Source organism: Rhodovulum adriaticum (genome assembly GCF_004345735.1).
GTDB lineage: Bacteria > Pseudomonadota > Alphaproteobacteria > Rhodobacterales > Rhodobacteraceae > Rhodovulum > Rhodovulum adriaticum.
Genome location: NZ_SLXL01000004.1, coordinates 131906 through 150290 on the forward strand (window position 1 = coordinate 131906; position 18385 = coordinate 150290).

21 protein-coding genes are annotated in these 18385 nt (G+C 66.0%); 5 read left to right on the forward strand and 16 right to left on the reverse strand.

Annotated elements, in window-relative coordinates:
• The first annotated feature begins 70 nt into the window (after positions 1-70).
• Positions 71-760: a DUF1045 domain-containing protein gene (locus tag EV656_RS08325; protein WP_132602176.1), complete on the forward strand. Its 690-nt coding sequence runs from the start codon at positions 71-73 to the stop codon at positions 758-760.
• Here the strand turns inward: EV656_RS08325 and phnN are convergent.
• The 4 genes from phnN to EV656_RS08345 are packed head-to-tail and all read right to left on the reverse strand — an operon-like array spanning position 742 to position 3694.
• On the reverse strand, positions 742-1284 hold the full coding sequence (phnN, locus tag EV656_RS08330; RefSeq protein WP_132602180.1) for a phosphonate metabolism protein/1,5-bisphosphokinase (PRPP-forming) PhnN: 543 nt from the start codon (positions 1282-1284) through the stop codon (positions 742-744). The two genes, EV656_RS08325 and phnN, sit on opposite strands and share 19 nt — an antisense overlap.
• Positions 1284-1964, reverse strand: a complete 681-nt coding sequence (gene phnL, locus EV656_RS08335; RefSeq protein WP_132602183.1) for a phosphonate C-P lyase system protein PhnL — start codon at positions 1962-1964, stop codon at positions 1284-1286. The genes phnN and phnL overlap by 1 nt, the downstream gene beginning before the upstream one ends.
• 60 nt (positions 1965-2024) lie before the next feature.
• On the reverse strand, positions 2025-2822 hold the full coding sequence (gene phnK, locus EV656_RS08340) for a phosphonate C-P lyase system protein PhnK (RefSeq protein WP_132602186.1): 798 nt from the start codon (positions 2820-2822) through the stop codon (positions 2025-2027).
• A complete protein-coding gene (locus EV656_RS08345; protein ID WP_132602493.1) occupies positions 2819-3694 on the reverse strand; it encodes an alpha-D-ribose 1-methylphosphonate 5-phosphate C-P-lyase PhnJ in 876 nt (291 codons plus the stop codon). Before EV656_RS08345 ends, phnK begins: the two co-directional genes overlap by 4 nt.
• 66 nt (positions 3695-3760) lie before the next feature.
• Between EV656_RS08345 and EV656_RS16530 the strand changes: the two genes are divergently transcribed.
• Complete coding sequence (locus tag EV656_RS16530) at positions 3761-3904, forward strand: hypothetical protein (RefSeq protein ID WP_165918968.1); 144 nt, start codon at positions 3761-3763, stop codon at positions 3902-3904.
• Between the two features lie 7 nt (positions 3905-3911).
• Here the strand turns inward: EV656_RS16530 and EV656_RS08350 are convergent, their stop codons facing one another.
• The 3 genes from EV656_RS08350 to phnG are packed head-to-tail and all read right to left on the reverse strand — an operon-like array spanning position 3912 to position 6037.
• Entirely contained in the window at positions 3912-5009 is a 1098-nt protein-coding gene (locus tag EV656_RS08350) for a carbon-phosphorus lyase complex subunit (RefSeq protein WP_132602189.1), read from the reverse strand.
• A complete protein-coding gene (gene phnH / locus EV656_RS08355; RefSeq protein WP_132602496.1) occupies positions 5009-5584 on the reverse strand; it encodes a phosphonate C-P lyase system protein PhnH in 576 nt (191 codons plus the stop codon). Before phnH ends, EV656_RS08350 begins: the two co-directional genes overlap by 1 nt.
• A gap of 6 nt (positions 5585-5590) precedes the next feature.
• Positions 5591-6037, reverse strand: a complete 447-nt coding sequence (gene phnG / locus EV656_RS08360) for a phosphonate C-P lyase system protein PhnG (protein WP_132602192.1) — start codon at positions 6035-6037, stop codon at positions 5591-5593.
• Between the two features lie 100 nt (positions 6038-6137).
• Here phnG and phnF point away from each other — a divergent pair, with 100 nt between their 5' ends.
• Both phnF and EV656_RS08370 read left to right on the forward strand, forming a co-directional pair.
• Positions 6138-6860 (forward strand): phosphonate metabolism transcriptional regulator PhnF, encoded by a 723-nt coding sequence (gene phnF, locus EV656_RS08365; protein ID WP_132602195.1) that lies wholly within the window; start codon positions 6138-6140, stop codon positions 6858-6860.
• A 77-nt stretch (positions 6861-6937) separates the two neighbouring features.
• Entirely contained in the window at positions 6938-8119 is a 1182-nt protein-coding gene (locus EV656_RS08370) for an alpha-D-ribose 1-methylphosphonate 5-triphosphate diphosphatase (protein ID WP_132602198.1), read from the forward strand.
• 129 nt (positions 8120-8248) lie between these two features.
• Here the strand turns inward: EV656_RS08370 and EV656_RS08375 are convergent, their stop codons facing one another.
• From EV656_RS08375 to phnC, 5 genes are all read right to left on the reverse strand, one after another.
• A complete protein-coding gene (locus EV656_RS08375; protein WP_200276482.1) occupies positions 8249-8866 on the reverse strand; it encodes an LbetaH domain-containing protein in 618 nt (205 codons plus the stop codon).
• 58 nt (positions 8867-8924) lie between these two features.
• On the reverse strand, positions 8925-10250 hold the full coding sequence (gene phnE, locus EV656_RS08380) for a phosphonate ABC transporter, permease protein PhnE (protein ID WP_243695689.1): 1326 nt from the start codon (positions 10248-10250) through the stop codon (positions 8925-8927).
• Positions 10247-11122, reverse strand: a complete 876-nt coding sequence (gene phnE / locus EV656_RS08385) for a phosphonate ABC transporter, permease protein PhnE (RefSeq protein WP_132602204.1) — start codon at positions 11120-11122, stop codon at positions 10247-10249. The genes phnE (EV656_RS08380) and phnE (EV656_RS08385) overlap by 4 nt, the downstream gene beginning before the upstream one ends.
• Before the next feature lie 71 nt (positions 11123-11193).
• The gene (gene phnD, locus EV656_RS08390; RefSeq protein ID WP_132602207.1) at positions 11194-12096 is read right to left on the reverse strand and encodes a phosphonate ABC transporter substrate-binding protein; all 903 of its coding nucleotides are present in this window, start codon (positions 12094-12096) and stop codon (positions 11194-11196) included.
• Positions 12097-12161: 65 nt separating this feature from the next.
• Positions 12162-12986 carry a phosphonate ABC transporter ATP-binding protein gene (gene phnC, locus EV656_RS08395; RefSeq protein ID WP_425057172.1) on the reverse strand — a complete coding sequence of 275 codons (825 nt, stop codon included), beginning with the start codon at positions 12984-12986 and terminating at the stop codon, positions 12162-12164.
• 183 nt (positions 12987-13169) lie between these two features.
• Here phnC and EV656_RS08400 point away from each other — a divergent pair, with 183 nt between their 5' ends.
• Entirely contained in the window at positions 13170-13667 is a 498-nt protein-coding gene (locus EV656_RS08400) for a flavin reductase family protein (RefSeq protein ID WP_132602210.1), read from the forward strand.
• A gap of 186 nt (positions 13668-13853) precedes the next feature.
• Here EV656_RS08400 and EV656_RS08405 read toward each other — a convergent pair whose 3' ends face one another.
• The 4 genes from EV656_RS08405 to soxC form a co-directional block, all read right to left on the reverse strand.
• Positions 13854-15119, reverse strand: a complete 1266-nt coding sequence (locus EV656_RS08405; protein WP_132602213.1) for an NAD(P)/FAD-dependent oxidoreductase — start codon at positions 15117-15119, stop codon at positions 13854-13856.
• A 59-nt stretch (positions 15120-15178) separates the two neighbouring features.
• Positions 15179-15895, reverse strand: a complete 717-nt coding sequence (locus tag EV656_RS08410) for a c-type cytochrome (protein WP_132602216.1) — start codon at positions 15893-15895, stop codon at positions 15179-15181.
• Positions 15896-16080: 185 nt separating this feature from the next.
• Positions 16081-17115: a c-type cytochrome gene (locus EV656_RS08415; RefSeq protein ID WP_132602219.1), complete on the reverse strand. Its 1035-nt coding sequence runs from the start codon at positions 17113-17115 to the stop codon at positions 16081-16083.
• A complete protein-coding gene (soxC, locus tag EV656_RS08420; RefSeq protein ID WP_132602222.1) occupies positions 17099-18370 on the reverse strand; it encodes a sulfite dehydrogenase in 1272 nt (423 codons plus the stop codon). The genes EV656_RS08415 and soxC overlap by 17 nt, the downstream gene beginning before the upstream one ends.
• Positions 18371-18385 lie beyond the last annotated feature (15 nt).

The window sequence follows — 18385 nt, forward strand, 5'->3', positions numbered from 1 at the left end:
CTTGATGCGGGGACCGGATTGGGGCAGGACGGGAGGAACAGGGGCTGCTCGTCCCGCTCTGGAGCATCCGATGGAAGGTTACAAGCGTTACGCGATCTACTACGCGCCCGAGCCGGGGCCGCTGGCGGACTTCGGCGCCGCCTGGCTGGGCTGGGATGCCGAGACCGGCAAAACCCGCCCCCACCTGGCCCTGCCCGGCCTGCCGCGCGCGGTCGGGGACTTGACCCGGACCCCGCGCCGCTATGGCTTTCACGGGACCATCAAGCCGCCCTTCCGGCTGGCCCAGGGCAGCGATATCGGGGTTTTGCATCGCTCGACTGCGGCGCTGGCCGGGCAATTGCGCCCCGTCCTGCTGGAGCGGCTGACCCTCTCGCGGATCGGCGGTTTCCTGGCGCTGACCCCCGGTGGTGACAGCAGCGCATTGGCCGCCATGGCTGGCAGCGTGGTCGAGGCGCTGGACGGTTTTCGCGCGCCGCCGACGGATGCCGAAGTCGCGCGCCGCAACCCCGACCGGCTGAGCAGCCGGCAAAAACGCCTGCTGGAACGGTGGGGCTATCCCTATGTGATGGAAGAATTCCGCTTTCACCTGACCCTGACCGGCCCCCTGCGCGAAGAAGAGGCCGAAGCGACGCGCACGGCCCTGGGCCCGGTGCTGGCCCCGCTCATCGACCGGCCGCTGCGCATCTCCAGCCTGTGCCTCTTCGGCGAGGCCGAGGACGGTCAGTTCCACAACCTGCATCGCTACACCCTCTCGGGGTAAAGCGCGGCCATCATCGCCGCGACGGCGGCCTCCAGCGGGCCGTCATTGTCGATCCGCGTCACTGCCAGCCCCGCCGGCAGGGCATAATCTGCCCGCGCCAGGCGCGCGGCGATGTCCTGCGCGCTTTCCCGCCCGCGCCTCGCCAGGCGGCGGGCCAGTGTCTCGGGCCGCGCGGTGACGTGCAGCACCCGCAGCCCCGGATACCGGGCCATCGCACGCCCCAGCACCGCGCGCGAGCCGTTGAACAGCACGTCCCGCCCCTCGTCCAGCCAGTCGTCGATCTGGCACGGAATACCGTAGGACAAGCCATGCGCCTGCCAATGCAGGGCGAATGCGCCCGCCTGCAAGCGCCGGGCGAAGTCCGCCTGCGTGACCGGCTCGAAATCCTCGCCGCCCGCCTGCGGATCGCGGGTGATAACCCGGCGGACCAGCCGCAGATCGGGACGGCGCGCCCTGGCCAGCCCCATCAGGGTATCCTTGCCTACCCCCGAGGGCCCCACAATGGCAAAGAGCCGCCCCGCCATCACGCCGCCCGCACCGCAAAGGCCGACACGTCCACCTCGCGCTCGCAGACCTGCGCACGCGCCCCGGCGTCGTGAAAGATGCCGATGATCGCCGCACCGCGCGCCTTGGCGGCCTCGATCAAACCCAGCACGACGGCACGGTTCACCGGGTCCAGACTGGCGGTCGGCTCGTCCAGCAGCAGCGCGGGATAGGCATGGGCAAAACCGCGCGCGATGTTCACCCGCTGCTGCTCCCCCCCCGAAAAGGTGGTGGGGCTCAGCCCCCAAAGCGTTTCGGGGATGTTCAGCCGGGTCAGCAATTCAGCCGCCCGCGCCCGCGCTGCCTCGGCGCTTTCGCCCACCATCAACAGCGGCTCGGCCACCACCTCGATCGTCGGCACCCGGGGCACCACGCGCAGGAATTGGCTGACATAGCCCAGCGTGTGGCGGCGCAGCGCGATGATCTGGCGCGCCTCGGCCCCGGTGACCTCGACGCCCCCCACGGCGATCCGGCCCGCGGCGGCCCGATAGTTACCATAGATCATCCGCATCAGCGTGGATTTCCCCGCGCCCGAGGCCCCGGTCAGCGCCACGCATTCGCCCGGCGCCACCCGCAGCGTCGCCCCCGCCATGACCGGGATCACCGCGCCGCCCTGGTTATGCAGGGTAAAGCTCTTGCCCACGTTCTCGATCTCGATCATCGGCCTGTCCTTCTTCTTGGCCCAAATACCCATGGCGCACCGCCGCAACGCGCGCGCCGCCTAGACTTGCAGAACCGAACTGACCAGCAGTTGCGTATAGGCATGCTGGGGATCGTCCAGCACCTGATCGGTCAGCCCGGCCTCGACCACATGGCCCGATTTCATCACCATCAGCCGGTCGGCCAGCAGGCGCACCACCGCCAGGTCATGGGTCACCACGATGGCCGACAGCCCCATTTCGCGCACCAGCCCGCGCAGCAGATCCAGCAGGCGGGCCTGCACGCTGACGTCCAGCCCACCCGTCGGTTCATCCATGAAGACCAGCCGCGGCCCGGTCACCAGGTTGCGCGCGATTTGCAACCGCTGCTGCATCCCCCCGGAAAAGGCCGAGGGCCGGTCGTCCACGCGATCGGCGGCAATCTCGACCCGGCCCAGCCAGTCCAGCGCGCTGTCGCGGATGTCGCCGTAATGGCGCGCGCCGACGGCCATCAGCCGTTCGCCCACATTGCCCCCCGCGCTGACCCCCATGCGCAGCCCGTCGCGCGGGTTCTGGTGGACGAAGGCCCAGTCCGTGCGCGCCAGCATGCGGCGTTCGGACTCGCGCATCTTGCGGGTGTCCTTCAGGCCCTCGGTGCGGGTGTCGAACAGCACCTCGCCGCTGTCCGGGGCCATCTGCCCCGAAATGCAGTTCAGCAGGGTCGATTTGCCCGACCCGCTTTCGCCGACGATGCCCATCACCTCGCCCGGATACAGGTCAAAGCTGACATCGGCGCAGCCGATCCGCCCGCCATATGATTTCGACAGCCCACGGACGGAAAACAGCGGGTTGGCCTGCTGCCAGGCGTTTGCATCGATCATCCCGCGGTCTCCTCTTCCTCATAGGGGGCGGCCATCGCGCCCCGGTGCCCTGCGGCCCGGCGCGCGGCGCAGTAATCGGTGTCAGAACAGACGAACATCCGCCCGCCGTCGTCGTCCACGATCACCTCGTCCAGATAGGTATGCTCGGCCCCGCACAGGGCGCAGGGATGCTCGGCCTTGGAGGGATCGAATGGGTAATCCTCGAAATCCAGGCTGACGACGCGGCTGTAGGGCGGCACCGCATAGATGCGTTGTTCCCGCCCTGCCCCGAACAACTGGAGCGCGGCCATTTCCATCTTGGGGTTGTCGAATTTCGGGATCGGGCTGGGGTCCATCACATAGCGCCCCTCGACCTTGACCGGGTAGGCATAGGCGGTCGCGATCTCGCCGTGGCGCGCGATATCCTCATACAGCTTGACGTGCATCAGGCCGTATTCCTCCAGCGCGTGCATCTTGCGCGTCTCGGTTTCCCGTGGCTCAAGAAAACGCAGGGGCTCGGGGATCGGCACCTGATAGACAAGGATCTGACCTTCTTTCAGCGGCTCCTCCGGGATGCGGTGGCGGGTCTGGATGACGCTGGCATCCTCGGTATGCTCGGTCGTGGCCACGCCCGCCGTACGCTGAAAGAACTTTCGGATCGACACCGCGTTGGTGGTGTCGTCGGCGCCCTGGTCGATCACCTTGAAGCAATCCTCGGGCGTCAGGACCGCCGCCGACACCTGAACCCCGCCGGTGCCCCATCCATAGGGCATGGGCATTTCACGGCTGGCAAAGGGCACCTGGTAGCCGGGGATCGCCAGCGCCTTCAACAAGGCGCGGCGGATCATCCGTTTTGTCTGCTCGTCAAGATAAGCGAAATTGTATTGGTCCATTTCCTTCATCTTTCCGCCCTCTTTGCCTGACAGGATCGTGTCGGGTAGCCACGCAAGGACCGCGCCATGGACTGGATCACCACAGTCACCTTCGACCAGATCGCGCTGAGCGTGATCGCCCTGGCCCTGCTGCGCGCGGGGGCCGTTGCGCTGTTGCCGGACCACATCGCAGGCCCCGGCGGCTGGCTGGTCAATACCGGCAGCGAATAGACCCGGTTCATTCCGCAGCCTCCCGGTCGGCTGCCGCCTGCGCGGCGCTGGCCTCTGCCCGGATCTTGCGGATAAGTTCCAGTTCGGACTGGAAATCCACGTAATGGGGCAGCTTGATATGCTCCAGAAAGCCCGAGGCCTGGATGTTGTCGGCGTGGTACAGCACGAATTCGGCATCCTGCGCGGGCGCGCCGGTGTCATCCTCGCCCAGCTCTTGCCAACGCAGGGCGCGATCCACCAGCGCCATGGAAATCGCCTTGCGTTCCGTATGGCCGAAGGTCAGGCCATAGCCGCGGGTGAATTGCGGCGGCTCGGTTTTCGACCCGACGAACTGGTTCACCGTTTCGCATTCGGTCAGCTCGACCTCGCCGATCTCGACGGCGAAGCCCAACTCGGGAATGTCCATCTCGACAGTGACAGCGCCGACACGCAATTCGCCCACGAAGGGGTGGTTGCGCCCGTATCCGCGTTGCGTGGAATAGGCCATGCTCAGCACGAACCCCTCGTCGCCGCGGGCCAGCGCCTGCAGGCGCAGCGCCCGGTTGGCGGGCAGTTCCAGCGGCTCGCGCGTCAGGTCGGGCGGCGTGTCCTCGGCGGCCGGTTCAGGCTGGATCAGCCCGTCGCGGTTCAGATAATCGGTGATGCGCGGCATCGGCGCGGGGTCCGCCTGCGCGGTTTCGGCCTGGGGCAGCTCGCCCTCTGCGGCCAGTTTGAAATCCAGCAGGCGGTGGGTGTAGTCAAAGGTCGGCCCCAGCACCTGCCCGCCCGGCGCATCCTTGAACGTGGCCGAGATGCGCCGGTCGCAGCGCATCGCCCCGGTATCGACGGGCCGCGAGGCGCCCAGCCGGGGCAGCGTGGTGCGATAGGCCCGGATCAGGAAGATCGCCTCGATCAAATCCCCGCGCGCCTGCTTGATCGCCAGCGCGGCAAGGTCGGGGTCATAGAGCGAGCCCTCGGCCATCACGCGGTTCACCGCCAGCGCCAGTTGTACCCGGATCTGGGCCACCGACAGTTCCGCGACAGAGGGATCGCCGCGGCGTTCCTCGGCCAGCCAGGCATGGGCGTTGTCGATGGCCCGTTCGCCCCCCTTGACGGCGACATACATCAGGCGTCCTCCACTTTTGTCGTGCGGGGCAGCGCGGCCACGCGTTCCCCTGCGGTGACGATGAAATCCAGCCCCAGCGGGAACAGCGCGGCATTGGCGCGGAAGGCAGCGGGTTCGGGCAGGTTCAAACGGTGTTCATGCTCGATCCCCGGGCCGGTCAGGCGCGCGCCCTCGTCCTTCAGCGCATCCAGTTCCACGATCAGCGTTGCCGAGCGGTCGGGGTATTCCGGCACACCGATGCGGTAGGCGTCGAGCGGCAGGAGCCCCGCCCAGTCGCCCACCGCAAAGGCGGCCTCCGCCGGCGCGGTGAGTGGCGCGCCGGTATGGAAGGTCAGCCATTGCCGGATCTCCGGCGTATCGAACCGCCCGGCCAGGTGCACCGGCGTCGTTCCATCGGCCAGCACCAGCAGCGCCGTTCCCGCCGCCACCGACAGCGGCGCGGGCGGGGTGGCGCCAGTCACCGGGTAGATGCGGCCGGGGCGCGCCATCGCCTCCAGAATCGCGCGAAAGGCGCGGGCCGCGTCGCACGGGGCGTCGGAAAAGCCGCCGGTCAGGGCGGCGGTATCGGGTGTCATCATCGCTCAGTCCTCCCCGCGAACCATGGTGAAGAACGCAACTTTCGTGGCCTCGGCCCGCGCCGCGCGGCTGGCGGCGGCATCGGCCATGTCCTGCGCCAGCGGGGCCAGCAGGCCCCGGCGCAGATCGTCGGCACGATCCGTCTGCATCAGCGCATCGACCAGCGCGGCGCGGCGGGCCTTGGCCTTGTCCCGCCCCTGCACATAGGCGTGGCCGTCGGCGCCCTGCTTCAGCCGTAGCGCGCAACGCGTCACGGTCATTTCCCCCAGGTTGAAGGGCGCGCCGGTACCGCCCATGCGGCCGCGAACCATCACCCCGCCGGTTTCAGGCGCGCGCAGCCAGTGAAAGGCAGGATCGTCTATCCCCAGAGTTTTCCACAGGGCCTCCAGCCGGTCGGCCGGCGCCCGGGACAGCAACCCCATCCATCCTTGCCGCGTATCGAGATCGGTCATTGGACAACTTGCCCGCTTGTCTAGATTGATATACAACTAGACAACTCCTTACGCCCCGCCCCCGAGTCGCGCAAGACCACCCAGATGAAGATTTGATGACATGGCCCGCACTTCCCTTTGGACCGCGATCGCAAACACCCTGCGCGACGAAATCGGCGCCGGACATTATCGCCCCGGCGACAAGCTGCCGACCGAGGCCGAACTGTCCCGCCGCTTTGGCGTGAACAGGCACACGGTGCGCCGCGCGCTGGCCGATCTGGCCGAGGCCGGGTTGGTGCAGGCCCGCCGCGGCGCCGGGGTTTTCGTCGCCGCCCGGCCGACCGATTACCCGCTGGGCCGCCGCGTCCGGTTCCACCAAAATCTGAAGGCCGCCGGCCAAAGCCCCGACAAGACGATCTTATCCACCGAAACCCGCATGGCCGACACGCGCGAGGCCGAGGCGCTGGCCCTGCCCGAAGGCGCGGCCGTTCATGTCTACGAGGGTATCTCGCTGGCCGATGGCGCGGCCCTGGCCCTGTTCCGCAGCGTCTTTCCCGCAGAGCGTTTCCCGGGCCTGCCCGCGGCGCTGACCGAAACCCGATCCGTGACTGCCGCGCTGGCCCGGTTCGGCGTGACGGACTATACTCGTGCCTCGACCCGGCTGACGGCGAAACTGGCCACACCCACCCAGGCGTTGCACCTGTCCTGCCGTGAAGGGGCGCCGATCCTGCGCACCGTCAGCATCAATATCGACCCCGACGGCCGCCCGGTCGAATACGGCCATACCTGGTTTGCAGGCGACCGGGTCAGCCTGGTGGTCACGCCCGACGCCCCGGGCAGCTAGCAATCGCGCGATGTCATACGCGCGATACAGAAACAGGTTATCCACAGAGAAATTTCCCAACATTTCGACGTCTTTAAATGCCTCAGCCCCTTCACCCCCTGCGTTTCACCGGCGCCAAGATCCTGCGCGACGGAGAGATGCAGCAACGCTCGCTTTCCATCGCGAACGGACGGATCACCCAGGGCCCCCTGCCCGAGGTCGACCTGTCCGGCTATCTGATCCTGCCGGGGATCGTGGACCTGCATGGCGATGCCTTCGAACGCCATGTCTCGCCCCGGCCCGGCGCGCCCTTCGACCTGTCGGTCGGGCTGGCCGCCGCCGACCGCGATGCGGCGGCCCATGGCGTGACGACCGCGTGGCTGGCGCAAAGCTGGTCCTGGGAGGGCGGGCATCGCGGCCCCGACCATGCAGAGGCGGTGATGACCGCGCTGGACGCCTACCGGCCGCATATGCTGACCGATCTGCGCCTCCAGATCCGCTGTGAAACCCACATGGTCGATACCGGCCCGCGCCTGCTGGACGCGATCGAGCGGCACCGGATCGACTATGTCGTGTTCAACAATCACCTGGACGAAGTGCTGGATCTGGTCGAGATCCGCCCGGACCTGCTGCATCACTGGGCCCGCGCCGCCGGCTGCACGCCCGAGGCCTATCGCGCCCGCATCGCCGAGGCCAAGGCCCGCAGCCACGAGGTGCCGCGCCATCTGTGCCGCCTGGCCGACGCCTTCGACGAGATGGGCGTGCTGTACGGCAGCCATGACGATCCGGACGGCGAGACCCGCGAACACTTTTCCATGATCGGGGCGCGGATCGCCGAGTTCCCAACCTCGCGCCGGGCGGCGGCGGCGGCCAAGGCGATGAACGATCCGGTCCTGATGGGCGCGCCCAACGTGGTGCGCGGCGGATCGCAGGCGGGCAATGCCTGCGCGGCGGACCTGATTGCCCAGGGGCTGTGCGATGCGCTGGTTTCGGATTACTACTACCCCGCCCTGTCCCATGCGGCCTGGCGCCTGGTCGATCTGGGCCTGGCCAGCCTGCCGCGGGCCTGGGCGATGATCTCGGAACGTCCCGCCGAGATCCTGCGCCTGCCCGATCGCGGGCGCCTGGATGTCGGACGGCGCGCGGACCTGTGCGTGGTGAATGCGCAGACCCGCGCCATCGAAATGACCATTTCCGGGGGGCGGCTGACCTATCTGGCCGGCGAGGCGGCCCATCGGTTCGCCCATCGCGTCCAAAGCTTGAACATGGCCGCAGAATAATCGCGTCTGTCACGCCGTTGTTGGAAACCCCGCCTATCAGGAGAGGGCGTTATCCAGCCCGGCTGGCGAAAGCCTATTCAGAGAATTTCATCTTGCTACGGGGCGGTCCAAGGGGCCGCCCCAATTGCCTCAGCCGCCATATTTCTCAAGGAAAGCCTCGATTTCCAGCACTCGGAAATCCTGCAAGGCGTCGCGCAGGCGGGCGTGATCCCAATCCCACCAGGCCAACGCGATCAGCCGGTCTGCGATGGCGGCGGGAAAGCGCGCGCGCAGCGGTTTGGCCGGGACACCGGCCACGATCATGTAGGGGGCCACGTCGCGGGTAACCACGGCCCCGGCCGCCACGACAGCTCCGTGGCCGACCGTGATTTCGGGCCGGATGACCGCCCCGTGCCCGATCCAGGTATCGTGCCCGATCTGCGCCCGGCGGCTGGCACGATGAGCAAAGAAATCCGGGTCGTTCTGGGCATCCTCCCAGTAATCGGCGGATCGATACAGGAAGTGATGCAGGCTGGCGCGGTGCATCGGGTGATCGGTCGGGCCGATGCGGGTGAAGCTGGCGATATTGGCGAACTTGCCGACCGTCGTGTTGGCGATATCGGCGTAGCGGTCGCAATAGGAATAATCGCCGATCTCACTATTCAGCAGGCGCGACCCCTGCCCGATCTCGACGAAGCGGCCAAGCTGGCAATCGGTCAGCGTGGCATCCGCGTGCAGATAGGGTGTTTCAGCTGTAAGACGCGGCAACGGCAATGGCTTTCCTTGTGGCGGGGGGATCTGGAGCAGAGAGAACGGCGCGGCGCGGTCAGTGCCCGCCGCCCGCATCCCCCTTGATCAGGCGACGGCGCAGGATGCCCGACAGCCAGTCCATGAACACCACCATCAGAACGATCAGCACGATGTAATAGGTGACCTCTTCCCAGTCCTTCTGGGTGATGATCGCCTGGGTCAGCAGCAGGCCGATCCCGCCACCGGTGATCGCACCGATGATGGTCGCGCTGCGGGTATTGGATTCCAGATAGTACAGAACCTGCGACAGCAGCACCGGCGTAATCTGCGGGATGACGCCAAAGCGGTAGCGCGACAGAACCGGCGCGCCGGTCGATTGCACGCCTTCGATCTGCTTGTCATCGACGTTTTCCAGCGCCTCCGAAAACATCTTGCCGAAACTGCCGGTATCGGTGAACAGGATCGCCAACGCCCCGGTCAGCGGCCCAGGGCCAAAGGCGCGGGCCAGCACGATGGTCCAGATCAGCGCATCCACCCCACGCACGAAGTCAAAGACGCGGCGCACGCCGAAGCGCACCGCCATGACCGGGGTGAAGTTCTTGGCCGCGAGGAAGGCCAATGGCAGCGCCACCATCGCCGCGCCCATGGTCCCGAGGAAGGCCATCAGCACGGTTTCGAACAGCGCCCAGGCCACCTCGCCGTGGCGCCACATCGCGTTGTTCCAGAAATCCGACAGGGCACCGGACAGGTTGGAATGGTCGGGATCGATGCGGGGGCCGAACAGGATCTCAGCCAGGCCATGGCCGTGATAGGGGCTGTCCAGGGTGAAGAAGAACAATTCCCACCCAAGGAAGTAGCGGAACACCTCGGTCTTGTTGCGGGTGACGGTGACGCGGCCCGCATCGGTGGTAATGGCCAGCCGGTTCTTGGATACGCTGATCCAGTCCGGCACGTCGTCGCCCAGATTGTTCTGTACGCCCCGGGCGCGGCTGATCGTGCCCTCGATCACGCCATAGCCGGGAATATCGTAAGAGAACCCGTCATCCCCGATAAAGGTCACGACATGGCCATCGCCCAAGTCGATCACCGTGCGGTCGTCCTGTTGCGCAACCCAGGCAGGCGGCGTGTCGGGGGCGTAGGTGCCCTTGCGCTCGCCCTCGATGGCGACTGTGACCTCGCCCGAACGGTTGTCGCGGGTGACGTGGGTCTTGTAGCTGTAGCTGTCGGCGACCAAGGCGCGGGCATTGTCCGCGCGCGCCCGCTCGGCCACACCGGCGAAATCGAAGGCGACGGCGATATAGGCCAGATAGGCCAGGATCGCGACAGGCATGGCGATGGTCAGCAGGCGCTTGCGCCCGATCAGGCTGGCGGCCTCGGCTTTGAGCGTTGCAGTCTGGCTCACGACACGGGCCTCCCCTGGGTCAGGCGGTTGCGGAAGTGACTAGAAATCTGGTCGAAGAAGACGATGGCGCCGAAAAGAAGGATGAAGATCGCCGCGGCCTCGTCGAACTTGCCCTGGCCCCAGGACATGGCGTTCTTCAGCTCGTAGCCGATGCCGCCCGCACCGACGAAGCCCAAGATGGCCGAGGCGCGAATGTTGATTTCAAAGCGCAGCAGAGCATAGCTGAGGTAGTTGGGCGCAACCTGCGGCAGCACGCCCAGGTACATCTTTTGCATCCAGGTGGCGCCGACCGATTCCAGCCCTTCCAGCGGCTTCATATCGGCGTTTTCATTGACCTCTGAAAACAGTTTGCCCAAGGCGCCGCCGGTGTGAAAGGCGATGGCGATCATCGCGGGCACCGGGCCGCCGCCCAGCACGAAGATCAGCACCAGCGCGATCACGATTTCCGGGATCGCGCGCATCACGTCCATGATCCGGCGGAACAGCGGGATCAGCCGGGGAAAGCGGGCAAGCCCCCGGGTCGACAACAGCGACAACACGATACCCAGCAGCCCCCCCACCAGGGTAGACACGGCGGCGATGTTGATCGTTTCGATCAGCGCGGGAAAGAAATGGACCAGATGACCGGGCAGCAGGGCCAGCTTCTCGCCCGCCTCGGCGACCACCATGGCCGGAAAGTCGAAGATGTTGTGCAGCCCGTCCCAGAAGCCGCCCGCGTTGCGGTCGTTGGCCACCATGAAGCCAGAGGTCATCAGCGCGGCGAACACGATCAGCATGACGCCGGAATACAGCCGCCTGCGGCGTGTCAGCGCCATGTAGTGTTCACGCGTGTCAAAGACGCCGGATGCGCCCTGGGTCGCGAAATCTGCCATCTGGGATGTCCTTCGGGAAACGGCGACGGGCCCGGGGATCATCCCCCGGGCCCGTGCGGAACGTCGGAACCTTAGTTCGACTTGGCTTTGCGGGCCTCGACGATCGAAACGTAGGCGTCGTGGCTGATCGGCATGAAGCCTTTGGATTCACCGGCCGCAACCTGATAGTAGCAGTCGTAATCCATCGCCGGCATCGAGGCCATCAGCGCGGTCATCTTGACCTTGACGTCCTCGGGCAGGGCCTTGCGCAGGACGATCGGGCCTTCCGGGATCGGCTTGGAGCGCCAGATTTCGACCAGGTCGTTCATGTCGATCAGGCCGGCATCCACCGCCTTGCGCAGGGCGCCCGAGTTGAAGCCGTCTTCCCAGTCGCCCAGACCGTCGGCCCAGGTCACGCCGGCGTCGATGTCGCCGTTGTTGACCGCAACGATGGTCTGCTCGTGGCCGCCGGTGAACACCACGTCACCGAAATAGTCGCCCGGCTCCATGGTGGCGCCGGTGGTCTGCGGAATCTCGATCGAGGGGATCAGGTAGCCGGAGGTCGAGTTCGGATCGCCGAAGCCGAAGACCTTGCCCTGCATGTCCTCAAGCGAGGCGACACCGGCATCCTTGCGGGCAAAACCGATCGAGTGGTAGCCGTAGCCGCCGTCCACGTTGACCTTGACCAGCACCGGCTCGACCGCTTCGGGATCTTCGAGATAGGTCTTGGCATAGCCCGAGGCACCCAGCCAGGCCATGTCGATGGTGCCGCCCAGCAGGCCCTGGATCACGCCGTTATAGTCGGCCGGGGCGAACAGCTTGGTTTCGACACCCAGCAGTTCCTCGGTCTGGGCGCGCAGGCACTCGTTCGAGTTCAGGCGATCCTGGGCGTTTTCGCCGCCGAGGATGCCGATGCGGAATTCGGTGATCTCTTCGGCCATGGCCGGGGCGGCCAGGGCGGTGGTGGCCACGAGGGCGGCAAGCAGTTTTTTCATCGGTCTCTCTCCAGGTTGGTGGCACTTCCCGGACGCCCGGGAAGCGGATGAAAAGCAGGCACTCGTCAGAGCACTTCGACTTCCTCCATCATCGCGCGGGCATTGGCGTCCAACGCGTCGATGGAGGTAGAGGTCGATGCCTCGGAGAAAGAGGCATCGGCCCCGTAGATGTCGCGGGCCACGCCGGTGGTCAGCTGTTCGGGCGTGCCGTCGAAAACGATCCGGCCTTCGCGCATGCCGATCACCCGGTCGCAATAGCGCCGCGCGGTATCCAGCGTGTGCAGGTTGGCGACGACCATGCGGCCGTCCTCTTCATGGATGCGGCGCAGCGCATCCATGACCACCTGCGCGTTCATCGGGTCCAGGCTGGCGATGGGTTCGTCGGCCAGGATGATCTTGGGGTCCTGCATCAGCGCGCGGGCGATGGCGACGCGCTGTTGCTGGCCGCCCGACAGCGCCTCGGCCCGTTTGGCGGCCTGCTCGGCGATGCCCAGGCGTTCCAGGATGTCGATGGCGCGATGAATGTCGGAGGTCGGGTAGAGGTTGAACATGGTGGCCAGCGCCGAGTGCCGGTTCAACGTGCCGTGCAGCACGTTCGACACCACGTCCATGCGCGGCACCAGGTTGAACTGCTGGAAGATCATCGCGCAATCGGACTGCCAGGCGCGCTTTTCCGCGCCTTTCAGCGACAGCACATCGCGCCCATCGAAATGGATCGCGCCCGCGGTCGCGTCGGTCAAGCGGTTGACCATTCGCAGAAAGGTCGATTTGCCCGCGCCAGAGCGCCCAATGATGCCGACAAAGGCCGGCTTGTCGACGGAAAAGGCGACGTTATCCACCGCAGTATTACGGCCGAATACCTTCGTGACGTTCTCGACACTGAGCAGCATGCTTCCCCCATGTTCGCACAGGCGGTGCCTATCGACGTCACACGACGGGTTTGTTACGCATTCTTGAACCTTTTGTGACGGACGTTCGCGGTTGTCGGTGGGGCCGTTCTGACCCATCCTGCACCCGCGGCAGCCCCGCGCCGCCGCCGATCCAGACGCCCGATCACCCGCAGGAGACACCCCATGGAGCGCTTTATCCCCGGCCCGGACACCCAGCGTCAGTACCGCGACACGCTGGGCGCCTATGCGACTGGCGTCACGGTGGTAACGGTCGCGTCCCCGGAGAGCCCGGTGGGCATGACCGCCAACAGCTTTGCCTCTGTTTCGCTGGACCCGCCGCTGGTTCTGTGGTCGCCCGCGCGCAATTCAAGCCGGTTCGCGGCGATGACCGGCGCCGAACGCTTTGCCATCCATGTGCTGGGCGCGGGCGAGATGGACCTTGCCCTGCGCTTCGCCCGGTCTGGGCGCGCCTTTGACGGGGTGGCGATGGAGCCGTGCCCCAACGGCCCGCCCCTGCTGGGCGAGGGCTGGATCGCACGCCTGCTGTGCCAAAGGGTGGCCGTCCATGACGGGGGCGACCATGCCATCGTGATCGGCCGGGTCGAGGAAGCGGCCCGCCGCGAAGGACCGCCGCTGATCTTTGCCGGGGGGGCCTACGGGGATTTCAGCCCGGCCGGGTAACGGCGCGCCGGTTTCGGCCCGGTTTGCACCGGACCGACCCGCGGGGGGCCAGCCCCCCGCACCCCCCGGGGTATTTTGCCAAGAAGAAGGGGCGGCAGGTCATGCATACGCCAACCCGCCCAGCAGCCCCGCCACGAAAAAGGCCCCGCCGGGCGGGCGGGGCCATTCGATTTCAGGTGCCGGGGATCAGCCGAACATGTCGGCGGTGATCCCGGCATACCAGCCAAGGCTTTCCTCATAGGTGGCCTTGCGCAGGGCGGCATCCTCGCCGGTCTGGCTGATGAAGCCATCCACCTTGGCGATCTTTTCCTCGGTCGCCTGGTAGGAGGCGCCGACTTTGACCCCGTCATCGGTGTCGATCAGCGACCAGCAGGTGTTGGAGAATTTCGCCGGGAAGGCGCGGCTGCCGGTCAGGGCCGCACGCACCGCCATCGCCGCCACCTTGGCCTGGCTGTTCGCCGAGAAGCCGGATTTGGGCATGTCGCCCGCGATGGTCGCGTCGCCGAGGACGTGAATATTCTCGTCCATCCGGCTTTGCATCGTGGCCGGAACGATTGGGCAGAAGCCGCTGGCATCGGTCAGCCCCGCCACCTGGGCGATATGACCCGCCTTTTGCGCCGGGATGACGTTGCAGACATCGACCTTTTCCACCGAGCCGTCGATATCGACGGTCATCGCATCGGGATCGACGCTGACATTGCCGCCGCCGAAATCGGGGCCCAGCCATTCGACCATGCCGGTATAATGCCGTTCCCAGCCCTCCTGGAACAGCGCCATCTTGGAGAATTTCGGCTTGGGGTCGGCGACGAGGATCTTGGCGGTCGGGTTCCGCTCTTTCAGGACATGGGCGACCATCGAGATCCGTTCATACGGCCCCGGCGGGCAGCGATAGGGATTGGGCGGCGCGACCATGCAGAAGGTGCCCCCCTCGGGCATGGCCTCGATCTGGGCCTTCAGCAGTTGCGTCTGGCTGCCCGCCTTCCACGAATGGGGCATCTTGTTCTGGGCGGCGGTGCTCCAGCCCGGGACGGCGCCATCGACGAAATCGATACCCGGGGCAACGATCAGCCGGTCGTAGGCAAGGCTGTGGCCGGCGGCGGTGCTGACGGTTTTCGCGTCGCGGTCCACGCCGATCACCCAGTCATGCACGACGTTGACACCGTATTCGGAGGCCAGGCCGCCATAGTTGTGGGCGATGGAGTTCAGCTCGCGGAAGCCGCCGATATAGAGGTTGGAGAAGAAGCAGGTGTAATAGGTGCGTGTGGGTTCGATCAGAATGACGTCGATCGCCCCCTGGCTGTCCTTGGCGATATAGCGCGCCGCTGTCGCGCCCCCTGCCCCGCCGCCGACGATCACGACGCGCGGCTTTGCCTGACCGATGGCGCGGGGGGCCGACAGCGCGGCGCCAAGCGCCAGGCCGGTCCCCAAGAAACTCCGTCTGTTCAAGGTCATGTCTGTTCCTCCCTGGACATGATATGCGCGTTTCCCAAAGCGCGAGGCCAAGCCCGGCGTTACCGGCCGAGCGTGGCGAAATAGGCGGCCAGCGCGGCGATCTCTTCATCCGAGAGGCGGCTGGCCATCATCTGCATCACCGGGTGGGGACGCAGTTTCTGTTTGTAGGCATGCATTGCCAGAACGAAATTTTCCTCGGGCCACAGGGTGATCGAGGGAATCCCCCTGTCCGACCCGTCGCGCTGGTGGCAGGTGGTGCATTCGCTGGCAAGGTATTCGCCATAGGCCGCGTCACCCACGATGGCGAGCGTTTCGTCGGAAAGGGTCGGCAAGGCGGCCAGCGCGGTCGGCGCGGCCTCGGGGATGTTCGACGGCTTGTCCGAGAATTCCCGCAAAAAGGCCAGAAGGTCCGCCCGCTCGGTCGGGTCCTCCAGCCCTTCGAAGCCCATCCGTGTGCCGGACACCAGCACGCGGGGATTTTCGATATAGGCGTCCAGCGTTTCCAGCGACCAGATCAACCCGTCGCGCCCCATCCGCATCATCGACCGGGAATAGGGGAACCCCTCGACCGAGGCCATGCGACGACCGAAAATTCCGCTGAGCGGCGGCCCGATCCCGATTTCGGCGTCGGGGCCGATCTGATGGCACCCGCTGCACAGAATCCACACATCGGCGCCTGCCTCGGGATCCCCGATGGCCTGCGCCGTTTCTTCGGCGACGCCCTGTCCGACCCCTCCCAAGGTCAGGACAAGAGCCAGAATGAAACTCTCCCTCATAGGGCGAAGCATGCAATGGGATACCGAATCTATCAACTGTTTTTCCGGTAGCGCGCAATAAAAATTCTCAAATGTTTTCAGAATTATACTAATAAGACCCACTGCTGTTCCGGCTGGGCCACGATCAAAGAAAAATGGCGGCCCCCGATCGGGGACCGCCAGCCAGTTCGGGAGGTTAACCGGCGTTAGTTGAAGGTGCGCAGATAGGCGATGACCGCCTCGCGATCCTCGTCCGCGCGCAAGCCCTGGAAGGACATGCGCCCCTTGGGAATGACCGCGCGCGGGCTTTCCAGATAGGCGTCCAGCGTATCGTGATCCCAGATCATGCCTTCTTCGGCGGCCTTGACGACACCGGGCGAGTAGCGGAAGCCATCGGCTTGGCCGACCTTGCGCCCGACCACGCCGTTCAGCGCCGGACCGACCCGGTGCTGGGCGCCTTCGCCCACCTGATGGCAGGATTTGCACTGACGGAAAACGCGTTCGCCAGCGGCCACCAGTTTCGGATCGGGCATCGCGATGGGCGCGGTTGCCTGCGCCTCGGCCGCGGCCTTGATCTCTTCCTGCTCCTTGACCACTTCTTCGGATACTTCTTCCGGGGTCACGTCCAGAACGGCGGCACGCATCGTGATTTCCACCGTCTCCTTGCAGTTTTCCATGCAAGGTTCGGCATTCCAGAAATGCGCCTCGGACGCTTCGCGGTCATCGACGATGAAGCCGTCCGCGTTGGGCATTTCCACATCCAGGAAATTCTCGTTGGTCAGGACGAAGTCGTCATCGACCAGATAGTTCGAATAAAGGATGTAGGCGGTGATGGCGTACACCTCGTCCGTGCTCAGCGATTGCGCGCCGCCGAAGGGCATCGAGCGGTGCACGTAATCCCACACGGTCGAAAGGTACGGCCAGTACGAACCGACGGTCTTCAGCGGGTCCTCGTCGGCAAGGGTATCCTCGCCGCCGGCCAGTTTCGGCCAGTTATCCACGCCCTCGGCGAATTCGCCGTGGCAGACCGCGCAGTTTTCCGAAAACAGCATCTCGCCATCCTCGACCGAGCCGGAACCCGCCGGCAGGCCGGTGCCATCGGGGGCAACGTCCAGATCCCAGGCGGCCACTTCCTCGGGCAGCGCGGGGCGTCCCAGGCCGAATTTCTCGGCGAAGGCGGGCGCCGCAGCCAGGGTAGAGGCCAGCGCCGTTCCGATCACCAGATTACGAAATCTCGACATTCTCCGCCTCCCCTTTCGCGTTGACCCACCAGGTCTGGATGCCGTTGTTGTGATAGATCGAGTTCAGGCCGCGCACCTCGCGCAGCTGATCCTTGGTCGGCTGGACATAGCCGGTGCTGTCCATCGCGCGGGATTGCAGGAACATCTCGGACCCGTCCCAGGTGATATCCAGGTAGAACCGGCTAAGCGCCTTGTCCTGCCCTTCCTGGGCCAGGCGCGCGGTGGCCCACGTCTTGCCGCCATCGGTGGAGACATCGACCCGCGTGATCGAACCGCGGCCCGACCAGGCAAGCCCGGTGATGACCAACGGGCCGGGGCCGTGCTTGATCGGCGACTGCGGGCTGGGGCTGGTGATGACGGACTTGGCGTCCATCTCCCAGGTCCATTTCCGCGATGTACCGTCTTCCAGCGTGTCGGTGTATTTCGAGGTTTCCTCGCGGCTTTCGATAGCCTGGGTCGTGACCTCGATCCGGCGCAGCCATTTCACCCACATGTTGCCTTCCCAGCCGGGGACGACCAGGCGCACGGGATAGCCGTGTTCCTTGCGCAGCGCCTCGCCATTGGCCTTGAAGGCCACCAGCACATCGTCCATCGCCTTTTCCAGCGGGATAGACCGGCCGTTGGAGGAGGCATCGGCACCCTCGACATAGACCCATTTGCCCTCGGGCTTGACCCCGGCCTCTTCCAGCAGGGTGCGCAGCGGCACGCCGGAATATTCCATGTTGTGGATCATGCCATGGGTGAACTGCGCGCCGTTCAGCTGCGCACCGGCCCATTCCATGCCCGAGTTCGCCGCGCATTCGCAGAAATAGACACGGTTTTCACGGGGGAAGCGTTCAAGGTCCGCGTAGGTAAAGATCAGCGGCTGATCCACCAGCCCGTTGATCATCAGCCGGTAATCTTCCTTGCGCAGTTCGATCGCGCCGGAATGGTGCCGCTCGAACGCGCAGCCCTGGGGCGTGATCGTGCCATCCAGCGCGTGAATCGGGGTAAAGTTGATCGAGCTGATCGTATCGGCGGTCAGCCATTCCACGTTGCGGCGGATCACATCGTCTTCGTATTCGATGGGCAGGCCATAGGGCACCGCGTCCACACCATCGCCCAGACCCTGCGCCCAGGGTTGGACCTCGGTGATCAGCGGGTCGGGTTCCTGCGCGGCATGGGCCGCCCCGCCCGTGGCAATCGCCCCGCCCGTTGCAATTCCCGCCTTCAGGAAACCGCGGCGCGTGGTCGAGGGTTGTGACTTGTCCGTCATGTCGGCAACCTCCTC